The organism is Sinorhizobium numidicum (assembly GCF_029892045.1).
In the GTDB taxonomy this organism is placed as follows: domain Bacteria; phylum Pseudomonadota; class Alphaproteobacteria; order Rhizobiales; family Rhizobiaceae; genus Sinorhizobium; species Sinorhizobium numidicum.
This window is the reverse complement of the sequence record NZ_CP120367.1, coordinates 1,412,958-1,433,340: the sequence shown is the minus strand read 5'-3', so window position 1 is coordinate 1,433,340 and position 20,383 is coordinate 1,412,958. Positions and strand designations below refer to the sequence as shown.

At 62.3% G+C, this 20,383-nt stretch carries 17 protein-coding genes; 7 read left to right on the top strand and 10 right to left on the bottom strand.

What is annotated here, in order from left to right; all coding sequences use genetic code 11:
* Positions 1–18 precede the first annotated feature (18 nt).
* Positions 19–660 carry a TetR/AcrR family transcriptional regulator gene (locus tag PYH37_RS06805; RefSeq protein ID WP_280730677.1) on the bottom strand — a complete coding sequence of 214 codons (642 nt, stop codon included), beginning with the start codon at positions 658–660 and terminating at the stop codon, positions 19–21.
* A gap of 105 nt (positions 661–765) precedes the next feature.
* Here PYH37_RS06805 and PYH37_RS06800 point away from each other — a divergent pair, with 105 nt between their 5' ends.
* Genes PYH37_RS06800 through PYH37_RS06785 form a run of 4 tightly spaced genes read left to right on the top strand, consistent with a single transcriptional unit; the run spans position 766 to position 4,481 of the window.
* On the top strand, positions 766–1,962 hold the full coding sequence (locus PYH37_RS06800) for a Tm-1-like ATP-binding domain-containing protein (RefSeq protein ID WP_280730676.1): 1,197 nt from the start codon (positions 766–768) through the stop codon (positions 1,960–1,962).
* Between the two features lie 11 nt (positions 1,963–1,973).
* Positions 1,974–2,816, top strand: a complete 843-nt coding sequence (locus PYH37_RS06795) for a phosphoenolpyruvate hydrolase family protein (protein WP_280730675.1) — start codon at positions 1,974–1,976, stop codon at positions 2,814–2,816.
* Positions 2,817–2,845: 29 nt separating this feature from the next.
* Positions 2,846–3,259 carry a cupin domain-containing protein gene (locus PYH37_RS06790; RefSeq protein WP_280730674.1) on the top strand — a complete coding sequence of 138 codons (414 nt, stop codon included), beginning with the start codon at positions 2,846–2,848 and terminating at the stop codon, positions 3,257–3,259.
* A gap of 34 nt (positions 3,260–3,293) precedes the next feature.
* Positions 3,294–4,481 carry a M24 family metallopeptidase gene (locus PYH37_RS06785; RefSeq protein WP_280730673.1) on the top strand — a complete coding sequence of 396 codons (1,188 nt, stop codon included), beginning with the start codon at positions 3,294–3,296 and terminating at the stop codon, positions 4,479–4,481.
* A gap of 107 nt (positions 4,482–4,588) precedes the next feature.
* Here PYH37_RS06785 and PYH37_RS06780 read toward each other — a convergent pair whose 3' ends face one another.
* Both PYH37_RS06780 and PYH37_RS06775 read right to left on the bottom strand, forming a co-directional pair.
* On the bottom strand, positions 4,589–5,182 hold the full coding sequence (locus PYH37_RS06780) for a DJ-1/PfpI family protein (RefSeq protein WP_280730672.1): 594 nt from the start codon (positions 5,180–5,182) through the stop codon (positions 4,589–4,591).
* 166 nt (positions 5,183–5,348) lie between these two features.
* Positions 5,349–6,041 carry a GntR family transcriptional regulator gene (locus PYH37_RS06775; protein WP_280732431.1) on the bottom strand — a complete coding sequence of 231 codons (693 nt, stop codon included), beginning with the start codon at positions 6,039–6,041 and terminating at the stop codon, positions 5,349–5,351.
* Positions 6,042–6,410: 369 nt separating this feature from the next.
* Here PYH37_RS06775 and PYH37_RS06770 point away from each other — a divergent pair, with 369 nt between their 5' ends.
* A complete protein-coding gene (locus tag PYH37_RS06770) occupies positions 6,411–7,151 on the top strand; it encodes a sulfotransferase family 2 domain-containing protein (RefSeq protein WP_280730671.1) in 741 nt (246 codons plus the stop codon).
* Positions 7,152–7,409: 258 nt separating this feature from the next.
* Here PYH37_RS06770 and PYH37_RS06765 read toward each other — a convergent pair whose 3' ends face one another.
* From PYH37_RS06765 to PYH37_RS06755, 3 genes are all read right to left on the bottom strand, one after another.
* Entirely contained in the window at positions 7,410–7,682 is a 273-nt protein-coding gene (locus tag PYH37_RS06765; RefSeq protein WP_280730670.1) for a hypothetical protein, read from the bottom strand.
* 221 nt (positions 7,683–7,903) lie between these two features.
* Positions 7,904–10,426 (bottom strand): TRAP transporter permease, encoded by a 2,523-nt coding sequence (locus tag PYH37_RS06760; RefSeq protein WP_280730669.1) that lies wholly within the window; start codon positions 10,424–10,426, stop codon positions 7,904–7,906.
* A gap of 159 nt (positions 10,427–10,585) precedes the next feature.
* Complete coding sequence (locus PYH37_RS06755) at positions 10,586–11,569, bottom strand: TAXI family TRAP transporter solute-binding subunit (protein WP_280730668.1); 984 nt, start codon at positions 11,567–11,569, stop codon at positions 10,586–10,588.
* Positions 11,570–11,701: 132 nt separating this feature from the next.
* Between PYH37_RS06755 and PYH37_RS06750 the strand changes: the two genes are divergently transcribed.
* Complete coding sequence (locus PYH37_RS06750; protein ID WP_280730667.1) at positions 11,702–12,559, top strand: MurR/RpiR family transcriptional regulator; 858 nt, start codon at positions 11,702–11,704, stop codon at positions 12,557–12,559.
* A gap of 6 nt (positions 12,560–12,565) precedes the next feature.
* On the opposite strand, the gene PYH37_RS06745 is transcribed toward PYH37_RS06750, so the two are convergent.
* Positions 12,566–13,891 carry an aspartate aminotransferase family protein gene (locus tag PYH37_RS06745; protein ID WP_280730666.1) on the bottom strand — a complete coding sequence of 442 codons (1,326 nt, stop codon included), beginning with the start codon at positions 13,889–13,891 and terminating at the stop codon, positions 12,566–12,568.
* 124 nt (positions 13,892–14,015) lie between these two features.
* Here PYH37_RS06745 and PYH37_RS06740 point away from each other — a divergent pair, with 124 nt between their 5' ends.
* A complete protein-coding gene (locus PYH37_RS06740; protein WP_280730665.1) occupies positions 14,016–14,870 on the top strand; it encodes a beta-keto acid cleavage family enzyme in 855 nt (284 codons plus the stop codon).
* A gap of 284 nt (positions 14,871–15,154) precedes the next feature.
* On the opposite strand, the gene PYH37_RS06735 is transcribed toward PYH37_RS06740, so the two are convergent.
* The 3 genes from PYH37_RS06735 to PYH37_RS06725 form a co-directional block, all read right to left on the bottom strand.
* Positions 15,155–16,807 (bottom strand): OFA family MFS transporter, encoded by a 1,653-nt coding sequence (locus PYH37_RS06735; protein ID WP_280730664.1) that lies wholly within the window; start codon positions 16,805–16,807, stop codon positions 15,155–15,157.
* A gap of 148 nt (positions 16,808–16,955) precedes the next feature.
* Positions 16,956–18,974, bottom strand: a complete 2,019-nt coding sequence (locus tag PYH37_RS06730) for a sensor histidine kinase (protein WP_280730663.1) — start codon at positions 18,972–18,974, stop codon at positions 16,956–16,958.
* The gene (locus PYH37_RS06725; RefSeq protein WP_425336047.1) at positions 18,967–20,358 is read right to left on the bottom strand and encodes a sigma-54-dependent transcriptional regulator; all 1,392 of its coding nucleotides are present in this window, start codon (positions 20,356–20,358) and stop codon (positions 18,967–18,969) included. The genes PYH37_RS06730 and PYH37_RS06725 overlap by 8 nt, the downstream gene beginning before the upstream one ends.
* Positions 20,359–20,383: the final 25 nt, after the last annotated feature.

Below are 20,383 nucleotides of genomic sequence, written 5' to 3'. Positions count from 1 at the left end.
ATCGGACACTACACGATGTCATGCCGCGTTCTCCGCCTCGCGGATCGCCGCCTCGACGAGGGCGGCCGCCGCCCATTCGGCGACGGATTGCGCGCGTTCGGCCGTGAGGCCCCAGATGTCCTTGAGGACGACCAACACCTCGACACCGAAGACGAGCGAGAGCGCCTGAGCGAGTTGCTCGCGGGCTTCGGTGGACACCTTGCCTTCGAGCGGCACGGTGACCTGTCGCAGGAGATTGACGCGGTGGCCGCGCGTGAGCCGTGGTTCGTTGCCAAGCGTACCGGCCTGCCGCTGCGCCCACTGGTCAAGCGAGAGCTTGAGCGCAGCCTTGAAGGTAGCCTCGAATTCGTCGATGCGCGGCATGGCCGTCGCCAGCAGATCGGCGACTCGGGTCAGCGCATCGGGCGCTTCGGAGCGCCAGTCGAGGATCGGGCCGAGCGCCTCGTCCACCACCGCATGAACCAGCGCGGCCTGGCTCGGAAAGTACCGATAGGCCGTGGCGCGCGACACTTCGGCGGCTTCCGCGACCTCACTCACCGAGGGCGTGAAACCAGACTGCATCAACCGTGTGGCGGTTTCCAGCATGAGTTTGCGCGTGCGGGCTCGGGGACCGCGTTCGGCGCGTACGGCGGATTCGTTCTGTTGACGTGAGACATCCATATCTTTATGATACGTACATCTCATAATTTTGCAAGAGCCGGCAGACCGGCCGGGGATGAGGCGGATTTTCAAGGCAGAGGGGGCCTGAGCCGCCAGGGAGGAGAGATGAAGCACATCTACGTCGTCGGCACGGCCGACACGAAGGGGGAGGAACTCGCTTATCTTGCGGCCCGCGTCGAGGCGGCGGGCGGCCGGCCCGTTCTGGTCGATGTCGGCACGCGTCGTCCGACGGTTATGGTCGACATCTCCGCCGAAATCGTGGCCGCCGCGCATCCGGACGGTGCTGCCGCGGTGCTTTCCGGCGACGACCGGGGAACGGCGGTCGCCGCGATGGGCGAGGCCTTCGCGCGCTTTCTTCCCGCGCGGGACGACGTCGCCGGCGTGGTGGGCATCGGTGGTGGCGGCGGGACGTCGATCATCACCGCCGGCATGCGCAGGTTGCCGCTCGGGCTACCGAAGATCATGGTCTCGACGCTCGCCTCCGGCGACGTGGCACCTTATGTCGACGTCTCCGACATCATCATGATGCCGTCGGTCACCGACATGGCCGGGCTCAACCGCCTAAGTCGTGTGATCCTGCAGAACGCCGCCGAGGCGATTGCCGCGATGGCGAACCGGCCGGCGAAGGAAACGGCCTCGAAGCCCGCTCTCGGCCTTACCATGTTCGGCGTGACGACGCCCTGTGTGACTGCCATCGTCGATCGACTGAAGGCCGATCATGACTGTATGGTCTTCCATGCCACCGGCACCGGCGGACGCACGATGGAGAAGCTTGCAGACAGCGGTCTTCTTTCCGGTGTGCTCGACATTACGACGACGGAGGTCTGCGATCTTCTCTTTGGCGGCGTGCTGCCGGCGACGGAGGATCGTTTCGGCGCAATTGCGCGCACCGAACTGCCCTATGTCGGCTCTGTCGGGGCGTCGGATATGGTGAACTTCTGGGCACCCGAGACGGTGCCGGAGCGTTATGCCGGTCGCCTCTTCTACCGCCATAACCCGAACGTTACGCTCATGCGCACCACCCCGGAGGAGTGCGCCGCGGTTGGACGGTGGATTGGTGCAAAGCTCAACGTCTGCAAAGGCCCTCTCCGCTTACTGATCCCGGAGAGAGGCGTATCGGCGCTCGATATCGAGGGCGGCGCCTTCTTCGATCCCGCTGCGGATGCCGCGCTCTTCGAGGCGCTGGAAGCCACCGTCGAAAGAACCGACACGCGCCGCGTGCTCCGGATTCCGCTCCACATCAACGATCCGCAGTTCGCCGAGGCCGCCGTCGCGGCCTACCGAGACATCGCCAACCCCTGAAAGAGACACCGATGCCAGCAATCCCCCGCAAGACCATTCTCGAAAACCTCCATGGCATGATCGCGGCCGGCAAGCCGATCGTCGGCGGCGGCGCGGGAACGGGGATTTCGGCCAAGGCCGAGGAGGCGGGCGGAATTGACCTCATCATCATCTACAATTCCGGCCGCTACCGAATGGCGGGCCGTGGCTCGGCGGCCGGCTTGCTCGCCTATGGTAATGCCAACGAGATCGTGAAGGAAATGGCCCTGGAGGTGCTGCCGGTCGTGAAGGCGACACCGGTACTTGCCGGCGTCAACGGCACTGACCCATTCGTGTTCATGCCGCAATTTCTCACGGAACTGAAGGCCATGGGCTTTTCCGGCGTACAAAATTTCCCGACCATTGGCCTCTTCGACGGCCGGATGCGGCGGAGCTTCGAGGAGACCGGCATGGGCTACGGTCTTGAGGTGGACATGATCGCTGAGGCCCACCGGCTCGACCTGCTGACGACACCCTATGTCTTCAACGAGGAAGAAGCGATCGCGATGACGAAGGCCGGTGCCGACATCGTCGTCGCTCATATGGGCGTTACCACGGGGGGCGCGATCGGCGCCACTTCCGCGATGTCGCTCGACGACTGCGTGAGGGAAATCGATGCGATGGCGGCGGCCGCATGCTCGGTACGGAAGGACGTCATCGTGCTTTGCCACGGTGGACCGATCTCGATGCCGGAAGATGCACGCTACGTCCTGGATCGTTGCCCGGGCTGCAATGGTTTTTATGGCGCAAGTTCCATGGAGCGCCTGCCGGCAGAGGTGGCGATCCGCAAGCAGACGGAAGATTTCAAGGCGCTTGCCATCAGTACGGTGGTCTGAAGCGAGCAGATGCGGGAGGAGGCCGCGGCATGGCAAAGGACAAATATTTTCTCTACCCGAAGGATGTCGACAGCTTCGGCTTCGACTGGGGCCGGCTTGCGCTGACAGTCGCGCCGGAGGTGAACGGGGCCGAACGCTTCTCGGGTGGTGTGGTGGATTTGCCGAGCGGCGAGGGGCATGCGCGTCACAATCATCCGGGCGCCGAAGAGATCATTTTCGTCATCTCGGGCGAGGGCGAGCAGATGGTGGAGGACGAGAACGCCAATCCGGTGACGCAGAAGGTTGGGCCCGGTTGCACGATCTATGTACCGGAAAGCCGGTTCCATTCGACGAAGAACACCGGTCCCGGCCCGATGCAGCTTTTCGTGGTCTATTCACCGGCCGGCCCCGAGCGCGCGCTTCGGGATCTGCCGGATTTCCGACCAATCCCGCCTGGCGCCTGAGGGCGCGCGACAACAGCTTTCTGGGAGAAAATCCGTGGATATCAGCCCTAGAAAAACGCGGGCGGCGGAGCCGCCCTTCGATACGGCGAAACTCGACAGGCTCATGGAGGAGGCGGACATCGACGTGCTGCTCGCCACCTCCAAGCACAATACGCAGTACCTGCTGGGCGGCTACAAATTCATCTTCTTCGCCGCGATGGATGCGATCGGGCACAGCCGCTATCTGCCGATCGTCGTTTACGAGAAGGGCTCGCCCGACCACTCGGCCTATGTTGGCAACCGCATGGAGGGAGGTGAACACCAGAACAACCCGTTCTGGACGCCCGCCGTCCATGCGGCGACCTGGGGTACGCTCGACGCTGCAGCGCTCGCGGTCGAGCACCTGAAGAAGATCGGTAAGGCGGGTGCGCGCATAGGCATCGAGCCGCCCTTCCTGCCCTCCGATGCGCGGGACCTGCTGGCTTCTCGCCTTGAAGGTGCGCGTTTCGTGGACGCGACGCACACGCTCGAGCGACTGCGCGCTATCAAGACGCCGCAGGAACTGGAAAAACTCAAGCTCGCCTCCGAGCTCATCACGGACTCCATGCTCGCGACGATCGCGGCGGCACGGGAGGGATCTACCAAGGCGGAGATCATTGAACGGCTCAGGCGAGAGGAGACCAATCGCGGGCTGCACTTCGAGTATTGCCTGCTGACCCTCGGCGCTAGTCACAACCGTGCGGCCTCGCCGCAGGCGTGGGCGAAGGGCGAGGTGCTTTCGATCGATTCCGGGGGCAACTATCACGGCTATATCGGTGACCTTTGCCGCATGGGCGTGCTCGGCGAGCCGGATGCGGAGCTCGAGGACCTGCTAGCTGAAGTCGAGGCGATCCAGCAGGCGGCCTTCGCCAAGGCCAAGGCCGGGGCAGCAGGCAGTGAGATGATCGCGGCGGCGGAAAAGATGCTGAAAAGCTCGCCGTCGGCCGCCTTTACCGACTTCTTCTGCCACGGCATGGGTCTCATCAGCCACGAAGCACCCTTCCTGATGACGAACCACCCAGTCGCCTATGAGGGCGTGGACGCGGATGGCCCTCTGGAGGCAGGCATGGTCATTTCCGTCGAGACGACGATGCTTCACCCGAAGCGCGGTTTCATCAAGCTCGAGGACACGCTCGCCATCACCAAGGACGGGTACGAGATGTTCGGCAACAGAGGGCGCGGCTGGAACCCCGGGGCGGCATAGCCGGCGGCGAGACTGCTGCGAAAGACAGAGCCCGGCACACTACAGCGCCGTGCGTCTTTTCAGACGCACGGCGCTGTAGTGTGCCGGGGTCGCAGCCTGTTTCGGGATTACTTGTGGTGGATCTCGGTCCCGAGAACTTTCAGGCACTCCCGCATGAAGGCGGCAAGAGCCGTCCAGCCCTTTGCTGACACCATCGTGCCGTCGACATAGGCCTCGGTCGGGGAGAGATCGATATAGGTGCCGCCAGCCAGCGTGACTTCCGGCTCGCAGGCGCCCAGAGCGCCGACCTTCTTGCCGCGCACGACACCCTCGACTGCGATCAGGATTTGTACGCCGTGGCAGATCGTGAAGATCGGCTTCCGCTTTTCGTGGAAGTGCCGCACGATTGCCTGCACGCGCTTGTCAGTGCGGATGTATTCCGGTCCGCGGCCGCCGGCGCAGTAGACGGCGTGATACTCGTCGAGCTGAGCCTCTGCTTCCGAAAACGTCTTGTTGATGACGACGCTATGGCCGGGTTTCTCGGTGTAAGTCTGGTCGCCCTCGAAGTCGTGCAAGGACGTCTTCAGGATGTCGCCGGCGTTCTTGTCCGGGCAGATGATGTGGACTGTATGGCCGACGGCCTCCATAGCCTGTTGGAAGACGAAGATTTCGTATTCCTCGGTGAAATCACCGGTCAGCATGAGAATTTTCTTGCCTGGCATGGTTTTCTCCTCCTCGTTGTTGAAAGCCGCAGACGAACTCCTCATCTGCCTGGATGGATCGGTTTCTCGTTTCAGAGAGGCCGCAAACCCGTCCTTTCGGTGCGCTCCTCAGGCGCCCAAATTTGTGGTTTTTCTGCCTCGCATCTCCAGGATCATGATTGAAATCTCATTCGAAGGCCGGCAGAAACCGGTCGCGCGAATGCTCGATATGCAGTCGCATCGCCTTTGCAGCACCGACCGCGTCGCCGGCGGCAAATGCGTCGAGCAGGGCCTGGTGTTCGTCCAGCGCCTCCTCGGTGACGCGCCAATGAAACATGAGGCGGAACATGTGAAAGTGTGCGTGCTGGAAACTCAGTATTTCCCGAATGAGTTCGTTGCCGGCGAATTCCATGATGCGGTCGTGGAAAATCGCATCCTGTCGGGCGAAGGTGGCATAGTGCAGGCGTTCGTCCTTGCGGCCGCGCTTCGCCATGACGCCTGCGGCCTTCTGTAGGATCGCAAGCTTTTCAGCGTCCATGGCGGTGGCCGCCTTCGCCGCGCCATCAGGCTCCAGCAGGAGGCGGAGCTGATAAAGCTCGTCGAACCGCCGGCGCGTTATTTGTGGCGCCGCGCGATAGCCGACCAGATGCTGCTTTACAACCAGGCCCTCGCCTTCCAACCGGCCGAGAGCCTCCCGGATTGGCGTGTGGGAAACGTTGAATTCCTTCACGAGGTTGTCGACCGTAATACGCGCACCCGGCGGGATCTTGAGCGACACCAATTGGTTGAAGATCGCCTCGTAGACATCCTCCGTCAGGCTGTTGGCGCGCTGGATTTGGGTACTGCCCGGCGGTGCTGCGGTGAGCTTGGTCGACATCATGTCCATTCCGTCTTTCGTGCCCTGATAGGTCCAACTCGCTCGCACGGTGCTTCGTTCCATCACAATCCTATACGATATAGGATAGCTGCGACAGTCTAAACGATGCCTAATCGCCGCGCCAACATGCAGCGCAAGAAGTTAGGTGGGCAACGGGATTCGATGAGCAGTCCCTTCGTCGTCCGTCTTTGAGCCCCGACAATCAAATATGTGTGGCAGGGCATGGAGGTGGCGGGCCTTGACATCGCTTTGCCATCTATTCCGCCCAATGAAGGCGAACCGCTGCGCATGTCGCACCGCGAAAGCGGCCGGCCTCACGATGGTTTTTTGAGTCTGGCCCGGTTCCATCTCCATTTTGGAGAAACGCAGGCAATGATCATATCCCATCGCCATAAATTCATTTTCGTGCACGTGCCGAAAAACGCCGGCAGCACGATTGCCGCTTATCTTGCTCGCGATTTGGGACCACGTGACCTGCAGCTCGGGTCTTGGAAGGATGCACTCGGTAATGGAGCGAAAGCCAATCGCCTCGCATTAACCGCCATCCTCCGCCACCACTCTCCCCTCGAGATCGCGCGAACGCTCATTCGCAACGGCAAGCTCGACCCCTTGGCCGGAGACGCTCTCAGCCGGCGCTTTGCCGGCAAGCTCTGGGACCACTCAGGCGCAAGCGAGATCGAGGCCTTCGATCCCTCCGCCTGGAAACACTATTTCAAATTCTGCTTTGTGCGAAACCCGTTCGAGCGCGCCGTTTCTGTTTACAACTGGCACTACAGGAAGGCGGAAACGCGCCCAAGCTTCTCGCAAATGCTATGCTTGATCGAGGAAGGTGCCGCCAAGACGGAGCGCATTAATTGGGAATCCTGGCAGCTCTACACCAAGAACGACGAGATCGTCGTGGACTTCGTGGGCCGGCAGGAGCGCCTCGCGGATGATCTAAGCATCATATGCGATAGACTCGGCATGCGTTTTGATGAGCGCTTTCTGATCAAAGCGAAGGCGAGCCCAAGGAGGGTCGATATTCGCAGCTACTATAAACCGGGTGACCGGGAACGCATCGAGCGGCTTTTCGGCCCCGAAATCGAGCATTTCAAGTATCGTTTTCCCGATTAGCGCATCCGCGAGGGCAGGCAGGTTGCGATGGTGGCGATTGCGAGAGGCCGACGCGACGATTCCCGCCGCGCAGCCGGGTTCGCTGGCGCCTAAGTCGATGGCCGGCCCGACCATCACGTGCGTTGCGCATCGAGGCTGTCGATTTCTCAAGCCGCCGTGCGGTTGTCCCATGGCTGACCCTCAGCCGCGCGAGCGGGTCCTCCCGCTTCCATCGCGGCGGTTGTCACCGAGTGGAAGCGGTCGGCGCGCTTGTTGCAATCATTTGGTGTCGCCGGTCGTTCCGGTCGTCTTGGGTGGCCTATCCACACTGTCGTCCGGGCAATCGGCAGGCGCATCCGCCCGAGCACAGCGATCTTCCCTGGAGCCGCTCTGGCTTGTCTCGTCGCCGCGCCGCGTCTCAGTTTCCTGGGCGCCCGACGTGCCTTGTTGGGATTGCTGCGTGCCCTGGGCGCTCGCAATCCCGCTGAGAGCGAGCGGCGAGACGCCGAGAGCGAGCGCTAAGGCGAAGATGCTCGAGTGTTTGAAATTCATTGTTTCCTCCTTTCAATACATTCGAGCCGCCAAAACTGCCCTGCAGCATTTTTGTTCCTGCTAATATAAAGGAGTGGCGGAAGCAACTGAGGGCGCTATTGCCGGCAGGAACGCCCAGCCGTGGCCGGGCAGGAAGCTGGCGCGAGCAGTGGCCGCTGCTCGTCTGCGATTGCAGGCGTCTCCACACTGGGGAGCATGATGAAGGGGAGTGTACTTGATTGTCAGCGCAGTGGAGCTTGTGTCTCCGTCGCTCGACGGGTATCGCCTCTCACGGTCCGTCTGCGCGCGAACTGCAGGCCGGCAATACCCGCCGTCAGCGCAAGGGCAGCGCCGACCGGGATAAGGCTTGATGGTTGCTCGGCTTTCTTCAAGACCGCGACCACGTCATAGCCGACCTCGAGCCCGATACGCTTGGCATAGGAGCCGAAGGCGACATTGCTAATCATCAGCGTGTCGCCCGCCGGTGTGACGGTGAGCCCGATCGATTGCAGCCGCTGCAGTGCCTCGTCTGGTTCGCCGAGCGGCACGTTGACAGTCTTGCGAACGTCGTCGCCCATTAAATCGATGCCTTGGACCACGAAGTTGATCCGGCCCTTTGCCGGAACCTCCTCGACGGCCGACAGGAATTCGGAGGCCGGCAGTTCCCTGTAGGGCGGCGAGACCTGGTTGAGCCACCAGTCCGGGCGGAACAGCGTAAAGCAGGCGAGCAGCAGGACCGCGCTTTCCCACAGCCGGCTTTTCGTCACGAACCAGTTCATTGTCACGGCCGAGAAGATGAGGATGGCGGCAAGCGAAACGGCAGCGACCCAGATCGTATGGGCCCACGTGTCGACGCCGATCAGCAGGATGGCCGGATTGAATATGAAGACAAAGGGCAGGATAGCGGTGCGCAACGAATAGAGCGCACCCTGGAAGCCCGTAGCGATCGGGTCTTCCTTGGAGATCGCCGCCGCCGCGAAGGCGGCGAGCCCGACAGGCGGCGTGATGTCGGCCATAATACCGAAATAGAAGACGAAGAGGTGGACCGCGATCAGCGGGATGGCGAGGCCCGCCTGGGCACTGAGGTCGACGACGACCGGCGCCATCAGGGTGGCGACCAGAATGTAATTGGCGGTGGTCGGGATGCCCATGCCCAGCACCAGGCTGATCGCGGCAATGAGAACCAGCATCAGGATGACGTTGCCGCCGGAGATGAACTCGACAAGTTCGGTCATCATCAGGCCGAGGCCGGTGAGGGTAATTGTGCCGACGACGATGCCGGCGGTGGCGGTGGCGACTGCGATGCCGATCATGTTACGGGCGCCGAGCGCCAGCCCGTCGGTCAGATCCCATGCGGCGGCGCGGATTGAACGCGCAAAATGCTCCTTGCGGAAAATGGCCATCAGCGGCTTGCGAGTGGCGACGATAGCGAGGATCGTTAGCGTCGCCCAGAAGGCCGAGAGCCCGGGCGAAAGCTGCTCGACCATCAGACACCAGAGCAGGACGGCAATGGGAATGAGAAAATCGAGCCCCGTTCGCGTCACATCCCATGCCCGCGGCAGTTCCAGGATCGGCGCATTGGGGTCGTCGAGTTCCAGATCGGGATGACGCGACGAATACCAGACTGTCGCAACATAGAGCGCCACGCCCGCGATCGCGAGCAGCAGGGGCGAGCTTTCGCCGAATGCGGCACGGATGGCGACGATCCCGTAGTAGATAATGCAGACCGCGAGGATGCTCCCGGAGAGCCCGAGACCCATGCGTAGCCACCGCTCTCGCCTCGGGGTGGGGCGCTGCCGGATTGGCTGCATGTTCAGCTTTATCGCCTCGAGATGTACGATGTAGAGAAGCGCGATGTAGGAAAAGACGGCCGGCAACAGCGCGTGCTTGACGATCTCTGCATAGGGAATGCCGACATATTCGACCATCAGAAATGCGGCGGCGCCCATGACCGGCGGCATGATCTGGCCGTTTATCGAGGCTGAGGCCTCGATCGCGCCGGCCTTGACGCCGGAAAACCCAGTGCGCTTCATCAGGGGAATGGTGAAGATGCCGCCCGACACGACGTTGGAAACTGACGAGCCGGAGACGACGCCATTCAAGGCCGAGGAGACCACGGCGACCTTGGCCGGGCCGCCGCGCAGATGCCCGAGCAACGCGATCGAAATCTGCATCATCCAGTTGCCGGCGCCGGCCTTTTCAAGCAGCGTTCCGAACAGCACGAACAGGAAAACGAAGCTCGTCGACACGCCGAGCGCGATGCCGAACACGCCCTCCGTCGTCAGCCATTGATGGTTGAGGAATTTGACCAGCGAGGCGCCGCGGTGCTGGATCACGTCCGGCATGTACTGGCCGGCGAAGGTATAGAAGATGAAGACGCCCGCGACGAACACCATTGGCAGGCCGAGCGCGCGGCGCGTGGCTTCGAGCAGCAGCAGGATGCCGGCGGTGCCGGTCACGAGATCGAGTATCGTCGGCTGGCCGGGCCGCCCCGAAAGCACGACATAGAAGAGGAACAGATAGGCGCCGGCGAAGGCGCCGAGTGCCGCCAGCACCCAATCAGCGAGCGGCACCCGGTCGCGCGGCGACGTTTTCAGCGCGGGATAGGCGAGAAAGGTCAGAAACAGCGCAAAACCGAGATGGATGGCGCGGGCCTCGGTATCGTTGAGGACGCCGAAGCCAAAGACAAACGGCAGGGGGGACGCGTACCAAAGCTGGAACAGCGACCAAGCGACAGCGGTCCAGAGCAATATTTGCCCCGTCACCCCTTTGGCATTGCGCCCGCCGGTATCTGCTTCCGCGACCAGTTGCTCGAGGTCGACATCGACCTGCCGTTCCTGAAGTTCGCTCGTGACACCCTCCCATTCTGGATGTTACCGGCGGGATTCCGCTCGAACCCGCCGGTCGCCGTCAGATCGCGACGCTTATTTCAACCACCCCTTCTCCTTGTAATATTTTTCCGCGCCCGGATGCAGCGGCGCCGAGAGGCCCTCCGCGATCATCTTGGCCGGATCGAGATTAGCGAAAGCCGGATGCAGCGACTTGAACTCGTCAAAATTCTCGAACACCGATTTTGTCAGCTGGTAGACGCTTTCCTCCGGAACATTGGCCGACGTGACCAGCGTGGCCAGAACGCCGAAGGTTTCAGTGTCTTCCGGATTGTTGTTGTAGAGGCCGCCCGGAATGGTCGCCCGCGCGTAATAGGGATTTTCAGCGACCAGCTTGTCGACCGCTTCGCCGGTCAGCGACACCAGCTTTGCGCCGCAGGTCGTCGTTGGATCCTGGATATTGGCGGAGGGATGGCCGACACCGTAGAAGAAGCCGTCGATCTTGCCGTCGCAGAGCGCCGGGCCGTGCTCGTCTGCCTTGAGTTCGGATGCGAGCGAAAAGTCGGCCAAGGTCCAGCCCATGGCGCCGAGCAGACGTTCCATGGAAGCGCGTGTTCCCGAACCCGGATTGCCGACATTGAAGCGCTTGCCCTTGAAGTCCTCGAATTTCGTCACGCCGGCATTTGGATGAGCCAGCACAGTGAACGGCTCCGGATGGATCGAGAAGACTGCCCTGAGGTCGGTGTGCGCGCTGCCCTCCTTGAACGATTCCTCGCCCTTGAAAGCGTTGTACTGGACATCGGACTGCGCCATGCCGAAGTCGAGTTCGCCTTCCTTGATCGTGTTCACGTTGAATGTCGATCCGCCGGTGGACTCAACCGAGCAGCGGATGCCGTGGGTCTTGCGGTCCTTGTTCAAGAGCCGGCAGATGGCGCCGCCCGCGGCGTAGTAGACGCCGGTGACGCCGCCCGTGCCAATGGTCACGAATTTCTGCTGCGCCATGGCGCTGCCTGCAAACAGCAACGCCGCCGACAGAGCGGCGATCTGCGCTCCGCGAAGGGTAATCCGTTCATGTTTCATCTGGTTCTCCCTTGGTGCTTTGCGTGCCATTGCGGCCGTCCCGAGTTTTTGTGTCCAAGGCACGTCGGTGCATGCTACGATTGTTGCGCTTTATCACGCAAGAGGAATACTTGTTACATGGGCGGGCCGGAGATGAGTTTTGATGCTGTGCAGGCGCGCATCCTGGCTGAGATCCCCGATTTGAGTTCGGAACTGCGCAAGGCGGCCCGGTTTCTCGTCGATCATCCGGATGAGGTGGCTCTGGTATCGATGCGCGTGCTGGCGTCGCGCTCGGAGGTGACGCCGACGACCTTTGTCCGGCTGGCGCGGCGTCTCGGCTTCGGCGATTGGGCGGCGCTTCGCAAACCTTTCGAGAACCGGCTTCGTTCCGGCAATGCTCCATTCGCGGCCAGGGCAGATGCTCTGGTTTTGCGCGGCCCGGAAGCAATCTTCGCCGAATCGCTTCGGACCAACTCGGCCAATCTGACGGCAGCCGAGGCCGCCAACGACGGCAAGGAGATTGCGAGGGCCTGCGCGATCCTGGAACGGGCGCAGCGCATCCGCGTAGCCGGCTTCCGGAGTTGCCGCGCTCCGGCTCACGCTTTTGTCTATCTCTGCCGGATGTTCCGGCGCGACATCACGCTGCTCGGCAGCGACGGCGGGGCGCTGGAGGCGGAACTTGCGGCGCTGGGCAGGAAGGAGGCGGTCGTCGTGATCGGTTTCACGCCTTACTCGCGTGAACTCGGGCCGGTCGTGGAAGCCGCGCAGCGGCACGGAGTCCCGATTGTCGCGATAGCCGACAGCATGGCCGCCCCGATCGCTCGGCATGCCGAGGTCACTCTGCGCTTTTCGACGGACAGTCCGTCGTTCTTTCCATCGGTCGCCGCGGCACTGGCGATCGTCGAGGCCTTGGCGGCAACGATGCTTGCGCGCAGCGGCCCTGCCGCCGCGGCCCGGGTACGGGATACCGAACTGGAGCTCCAGGCCCTCGGGGCCTACCTGCCGGAATAACGCGAACTATGCGGCAGTAGCCGCATCGATCGCTTCGCCCAGCCGCTCGACGACGGTGTCGACCGTCGCCGCGTCGATGATGAAGGGCGGCGCGATGAGAACGTGATCGCCATGCACGCCGTCAATGGTGCCTCCGCCCGGGTAGACCAGCAAACCGCGCGCCATTGCTTCGCGCTTCACCCGTGCGTGAAGTTTGAGCTCAGCTTCGAACGGCGCCTTGGTCGAACGATCCTCGACCAGTTCGACGCCCATGAACAGACCGCGTCCGCGAATGTCGCCGACATGCGGATGATTACCGAAGCGTTCACCCAGCCGCCGCGAGAGATGCGCACCCATCGTCTTGACGTTGGCGAGCAGATTGTCGCGCGCAATCACCTCCTGCACGGCCAGTGCCGCGGCGCAAGCCATTGGATGGCAGATGTAGGTATGGCCATGCTGGAACAGGCCCGAGCCGTTGGCAAAGGCGTCGAAAATCCGCTGGCTGAGCAGCACCGCGCCGATAGGCTGGTAGCCGCCGCCGAGCCCCTTGGCGATCGTCATCAAATCGGGGGCGATGCCGTCCTGCGCGCTGGCGTGAAGCGTCCCGGTCCGGCCCATGCCGCACATCACCTCGTCGAGGACCAGAATGATGCCGTAGCGGTCGCAGATGGCGCGGATGCGCTGGAAATAATCCGCAACCGATGGCACCGCACCGGCGGTGGCACCGACCACCGGCTCCGCGACGAAAGCCATCACGGTTTCGGGGCCAAGTTCGCGGACCTTGTCTTCCAGCGCCTGCGCGGCGCGGGCGGCATATCTTTCGTCCGTCTCGCCCGCCTCCTGGAAACGGTATGCGAAACAAGGGTCGATATGATGCGTTTCGATCAGCAGTGGACGAAATTGCGTGCGGCGCATTTCATTGCCGCCGGTGGCGAGCGCACCCAGCGTGTTGCCGTGATAGCTCTGGCGCCGTGCGATGATGTTGCGCCGTCCCGCCTGGCCGGTTTCGACGAAATACTGCCGTGCCATTTTCAGCGCGGCTTCGATCGCCTCCGAACCGCCGGATACGAAATAGGCGTGGCTGATGCCTTCCGGCGCGCTCGCGATCAGCCGTTCGGCCAGTGCCTCGGCAGGCTCGTTGGTGAAGAAGCTCGTATGGGCATAGGCAAGTCTGTCGGCCTGCGCGTGCAGAGCGGCAGTCACGTCGGGATGGCCGTGGCCGAGGCAGGACACCGCCGCGCCGCCGGACGCGTCGATATAGGATCGCCCGTCCGTGTCGAAGAGGTGGACGCCCTGGCCGCCGCGGGCCGTCGGCAGTTTCGCATGGATCTGGCGGTGCAGGATTCGTGTCATGACGTTCCTCGGATCAATGGCGTCGAAGCTGCAACTGCGCCATGGCAGAATGGATAAAGCTCTCGTCGCCGGCATGCAACATATGTTACATTATCGCCGTCTCTCGAAACAAATGAATTAACGCATGACTTCACCTGATCCGACCACGCCCAACGATCTTGCGCCAGTCGTCATCGCTGTCGCGCCTAATGGCGGCCGCCGCAGCAAAGCCGACCATCGGGCCCTGCCGCTGACGCCAGATGAGCTCGCAGAGACCGCGGCGGGATGCCTCGAAACCGGCGCGTGCATGATCCACACCCATGTGCACGACAAGGACGGCCGGCACCTGCTGGATGCCGAGGCCTACCGCGCGGCGATCGCCGCAATTCGCGCGGCCGTGGGAGACCGGCTCGTCGTCCAGATCACCACCGAGGCACTCGGCGTCTACCGGCCGGCCGAGCAGACGGAGGTCGTGCGCAAGGTGCGGCCGGAGGCCGTGTCGCTTGCGCTAAGGGAACTGCTGCCGGATGAAAGCCACGAGGCTGGCTTTGCGCAGTTTCTGGGGTGGCTTCGCCGGGAGAAGATCGTCCCACAGATCATTCTCTACACGCCGGAGGAAGCGGTTTCGCTCGCGGCGCTGAAAGCGCGCGGCCTGATCCCGTTCGACAACATCCCGGTGCTCTACGTTCTCGGCCGCTATACCGCCGAGCAAAGATCGGCACCAACCGATCTCCTGCCGTTCCTGGCACCCGGCATGCCCTGTTTTGCACACTGGAGCGTATGCGCCTTCGGCTCTCGGGAGACCGCTTGCGTGACGGCTGGTGCTTTATTGGGCGGACACGTCCGGGTCGGCTTCGAGAACAATCTCTGGCTGCCGGACGGTTCGCTGGCGCCTGACAACGCCGCCCTTATCGCGACGAGCCATGCGGCCCTGCGCGCCTGTGGGCTCGCCATCGCGGATGCCGATCGATTGCGTCACACGTGGTCAGCGTCGTGGTGAAGCCGGAACAAAATCGCAGGGTGACGCCGACATGCCGCGGACCTCGCAAGGCTGGACGACGATGTCCCGTTGGGTGGCGATTAGTGCGGTGTTGCAATAGCGCGGTGGACGAGCGCCGCCGAGGCTCGCAGTAACAAGATGGACGTGGTGCAAAACGTCAGCGCGGCAGGGCACCGGAGACGCTCGGAAAGTCGCGTGATGTATCACCTGGAACCACGGGTGGTGGTGGAACTGTCGAGGACCCCGAGACAATGTCACGACGTCCTCTGTTTGTTGCGCGCCACTCAGAACAACGCCGCGGTTTTCTGAAGAGTCATCCAGACGCCCCAAAGGATCGGGATGCCGACGACTGCCCAGGCAAGGATCGCCTTGGCGTCGAGTCCGCCCTTGCTTATCCCGAACGATCCGACGGGGCCGGCCCGCGCGGCAGCCGATTTCGCCTGCAAGGCTGCGACCTCTTCCGATTTCATATACCACTTCTGATGCAGAGGCCCGACCAGAGCGTTGGCGATGAGACCAAGCACCAGCATTCCGGCGAGAATATACATGGTGAAGTCATAGACCTGCTCGCGCGGAATGCCGGCGGCGATTTGGAACTCGCGGATGTAATTCACCACGACCGGCCCGATGATGCCAGCCGTCGCCCAGGCGGTCAGCAACCGGCCATGGATCGCGCCCACGAACTGGGTGCCGAAAATATCCGCGAGATATGCCGGGATCGTCGAGAAACCTCCGCCATACATGGACAGGATGACGCAGAAAATACCGACGAAGAGCGATTGACTGCCAAGATGTGCAGCAGACGGCGCCAATGTGTAGAGCACCACGCCGAGAACAAAGAAACAGTAATAGGTGTTCTTCCGCCCGATCCTGTCGGAGAGTGAAGCCCAGAAGAAACGGCCGCCGATGTTGAAGAGCGACAGCAGGCCTGCAAAACCTGCGGCGATTGCGGCAACCGCCGTCTTCTGGCCATCGTCGAGCTGCGTGAAGGTAAGTTCCGAGTGGCCGATCAGCCGTCCGCCGAAGATCTCCTGCAACATCGGCGACGCCATGCCGATCACGCCGATGCCGGCCGAGACGTTCAGGCAGAGCACCGCCCAAATCAGCCAGAACTGGCGGGTCTTATGGGCGTCGCGAAGGTGCACATGGTGCGACGTGATCATTGCCTTCTTGGCCGAAGCCGGTGGCGTCCAGCCGTCAGGACGCCAGCCCGCGGGCGGGATGCGGTAGGCGAAGGCACCGCCCATCATAAACACGAAATAAATCGCCGCCATGACGAAGAAGGTCTGCCAGACACCGACTGAGTCGGGCGTCTTGAAGAAGTTCATCAGGATGTCGGCGAGTGGTGCGCCGATCATCGCCCCGCCGCCGAAACCCATGATCGCCATGCCTGTCGCCATGCCGCGCCTGTCTGGGAACCACTTGATCAGCGTGGAAACCGGCGAAATGTAACCCAGACCGAGTCCGACACCGCCGATCATGCCCGCCCCGAGCCACATCAGCCAGAGCTGGTGCGTTATTACGCCCACGGCAGCCACGGCAATGCCGCCGCACCAGCAGAGTGCAGATACAAAGCCTGCCTTGCGCGGCCCGGCATGCTCCAGCCAGCCGCCCCAGATTGCCGCGGCAGAGCCCAACAGAACGAAAAACAGCGTATAAATCCATCCGAGATCGGCGACGCGCCAGTCGCAGGTCGTCGTGAACAGCGCCGTCAGCAGGTTGAGATCGGCGCATGCGACGGATTGACTGATGCCGATCGCCTTGGTGAGCGGCAACCAGAAAACGCTGAAGCCGTAGGCCATGCCGATGCACAGGTGGATTGCGAGCGCTGCTGGCGGAGCCAGCCAGCGATTGAAGCCGGGCCGAGCGATTATCCGCTCACGGTCCAGAATGCCGCCGGCATAGGAGCCGGGCATCGTGTCTGTCGTTGTGGTCATTTTCTCTCCTCCGCATGGCGCCGTTTAGACGCAACGCCACGGAAGCAACCGCCATGCCAGACGAGACCCCTGAAGTTTCAATGGGTTATTGGAATGAAGCATAACGCCTCGGACATTTTGTCCTGAGCCGCCAGACAAAATGTCCGTTCTAGGCTGCTTCGGGGAGCCAAATGCTGAAGGCGGCGCCTTTGCCGGGGCCTGTTTCGACTGAGATCGAACCGCCTTGGCGCGTCACAAGCGTCTGGCTGATCGAAAGTCCGAGCCCAGTTCCGTCCTGACGCTTGGTTGTAAAGAACGGATCGAAAACTCTTGCCGCTACGTCCTGTTCCATGCCGACGCCCGTGTCACGCACCACGATCTCGACGCCACTGGACCTATCCCAGTCCGCATCACGGGCAGATAGCGTCAGCGTGCCGCCGTCTGGCATGGCATGGATGGCATTCACTATGAGATTGACCATGACCTGTTGAAGCTCCGTGCGGTTCATGAACACAAAGCGCGTTGCCTGGTCCTCCAGCCTGACCTCTATGTCTGCCTTCGCGAGCAGGTGCTTAACGAGGGGCAGGCAATCGGCGATCACCTTGCCGGGTAGATATCGCTCGACGAAGCCCGCAAACTCCTCGGGCTTGGCGAACTGCAGAAGTTTGGTGACGATTTGGCTTATGCGGCGGATCTGTTCGTCGAGCAGCTGGAACTCGGTACTGGCGAGTTCCGCGTGCTCTCCGATCACCGAACGTATGACTTCGAGATTGCCCTGCATGACGGCGATGGGATTATTGATCTCGTGGGCGACGCCTGCGGTGATCTCGCCGATCGCCGCGAGCTTTTCGGACATGATCAGCTGCTTGGTGGTCGCCTCCAGTCGCCGGTTCGCAAGCTGAAGTTCACGCGTGCGCTCGTCGACGCGCGTATTCAATTCCTGGTTCCACTGCCTGAGTTCCTGGTCGCGCTGCTCGATCTGGTCAAGCAGATTGTCGAGATGAACCGCGACGCGGCCGATCTCGTCGCGGCTGTCCACCGGTCCGGTTCGGGCGCGGAGATCGCCACTCTCGACCTTCGCGATCGTCGCATTCATGCGTTCGAGGGGCTGGAATATGCCCTGCGCCCAGCGAAGGAAGATCGGCACACTGGCTGCGGCAATCGTCAGAAATGCAATGGCGATGGTGAGCACCGTCTGGATTTTCGCGGCCGTGAACGGCGCCTGCAGAAAACCGACATAGAGCATTCCCACCCGGTTGCCATGGCTATCGACGAGTGGCTCGTAAGCGGAGATGTACCAGTCGTTGACGACGAAGGCGCTGTCGAGCCAGATCCGCCCGTGTTCGAGGACGGCAGAGCGCACCGCTCGCGAGACACGCGTTCCGAGGGCGCGGCGGTCCTCGAAGAGACGAACATTGGTGCTGATACGGACATCGTCGAGAAAGAGCGTCGCCGTTCCTTGGCTGCCTGCGGGCAGGCTCGCTTCGCGATAGACGAGGTCGTTGATCGTATCGATGAAGAGGAGGTTCTGGTTGAGAAGGATGCCGCCGACAAGTATCGCCTTGCGCCCGCCCTCGATGCTTATCGGGCTGGCACTATGGATGACCATGCCGCGGCTCTCTTCCTTCCGGTCGGTCGGCTGCGCGTTGGGCGTATTGACGAGCGGCAACCGCGCTCGTGCGGCGAGATCGGGCGACAGCCTGTTGAGATCGGTATGGGCGAAGATGTCGATAGCCGTGGAGGAGCGACCATCTATTGCACTTACGATCACCGGCCAATCGTTGCGCAACATGGATTGCGTGCTCGCGGCCGCCGAGGCGAGCACATTCCCGTCAGCGTCGATGACATAGAGGAAATCCAGCTCAAGCCGCTTCTTGCTCTCGCTGAGAAACAAATCGAGCGGGAGGCGGCTCGATGCGGCCACGTCACGGTATCGAGCCGATCCTCCAAGCGCCTCGATATGCTCGCCGGTATTTTCCAGAATGCGCGAGAGATACTGATGGGCGATCGTCAGGTCACCATTAACCTTCGAGATCAGCATTGCGTCGAATTTGGCGTCCCAGCGATAGATGGTGACGCCCAGCAGAAGCGGCAGAATGACGAGCATAGGCAGCAGCGCAATGGCAAGCAGCCGATGGCGCACCGAGCGCGCCGGCCGCTCGACCGCCGTGGCCGGCGGATCAGCCATCCCAAGCCGCCAGTTTGCGGTCGATCGTCTTGCGGGAGATGCCGAGCACACGCGCGGCCTCGTTGCGCTGCCCTCCGCAATCGGCGAGCACGGACACGATGTGCCGCCGTTCCACGTCGGCCAATGCAATGCCGTTGGCTTCACCTGCGGGCACAGCGCTGGATCCGAAGCCTTCCGGGAAACGGCCCAGGATCAGAGTTCTTTCGATGAGATTGCGCAACTCGCGCACGTTGCCCGGCCAATCATAGACCGAAAGCGCATGCTGCGCCGCCTCGTCGATCGGCACGGTCGGCATTCCCAGCTGCACGGAGAGTTTCTTCATGAAAAGCGAAGCGAGTTCGACGGCATCGCCCTGACGCTCCTTGAGCGGGGGCAGGTGGATCTGCATAACGTTGATGCGGTAGAACAGGTCCGCCCGGAAGCGGCCAGCCTGGACATCCTTCTCCAGCTCGGAATTGGTCGCGAAGACGAAGCGCAGGTCGACCGGAACCTCGCGCTCGGCACCAACCGGCCGCACCTTCCGGTCCTCAAGCACACGCAACAGCTTGCTTTGCGTCGCAAGCGGCATTTCGCTGATCTCATCGAGAAAGAGGGTGCCGCCTTGCGCGTGAAGAAAGAGGCCGTCGCGGCTCCGCTCCGCGCCGGTGAACGCGCCCTTGATGTGACCAAACAACTCGCTCTCGATCATGTCTGCGGGAATGGCGCCGCAGTTGACCGGCACGAACGGCTTGGAAGACCGCTCCGAAAGCATATGTAGCGAACGGGCGGCGACTTCCTTACCGGTGCCTGATTGTCCGGTCAGGAGGACTGAGGTCGGCAAGGGCGCCACGCGGGCGATCGTCTCGCGTACCCGTGCAATGGCGGCCGATTCGCCGATCAGCCTGTCGCGCAGCAGGATGTGGTCCGACGTGGCCTTAAGCTCGTATCGCAGGACGTAGTTCTCGCGCTGCAGTCTCATTCGGTCGAGACACCGCGCGACGGCGTTGAGCAACTGGTTCGAGCGAAAAGGCTTGAGAATGAAGTCCATCGCGCCGGCACGCATCGCCTGGATTGCGGTATCCAGGTCCGCATATGCCGTCATCAGGATAGCATCGGCGAAGAAGCCGATCGCCCGCTGCTCGGCAAGCCATTCGACGCCATTCTTGCGAGGCATGATGTTGTCCAGAATGACCACGTCGAAATGCTGCTGGTCCAGCTTGCTCGAAGCCTCCTCGGTATCTGCGGCGACGTCCAGCTTTTTGCAGCGAGGACCGAGCGTTCGTGCAAGGAAGTTACGCATCCCCGGTTCGTCATCGACGACCAGGATAGATGCCTGGGCCAGCCACGGCCCGAATTCCGGGTCGGCGGAGATATCGCGTGCGCTGCCCACAACCTCTATCGGCACTCCAACTCCCCTACGACCCTGCCTG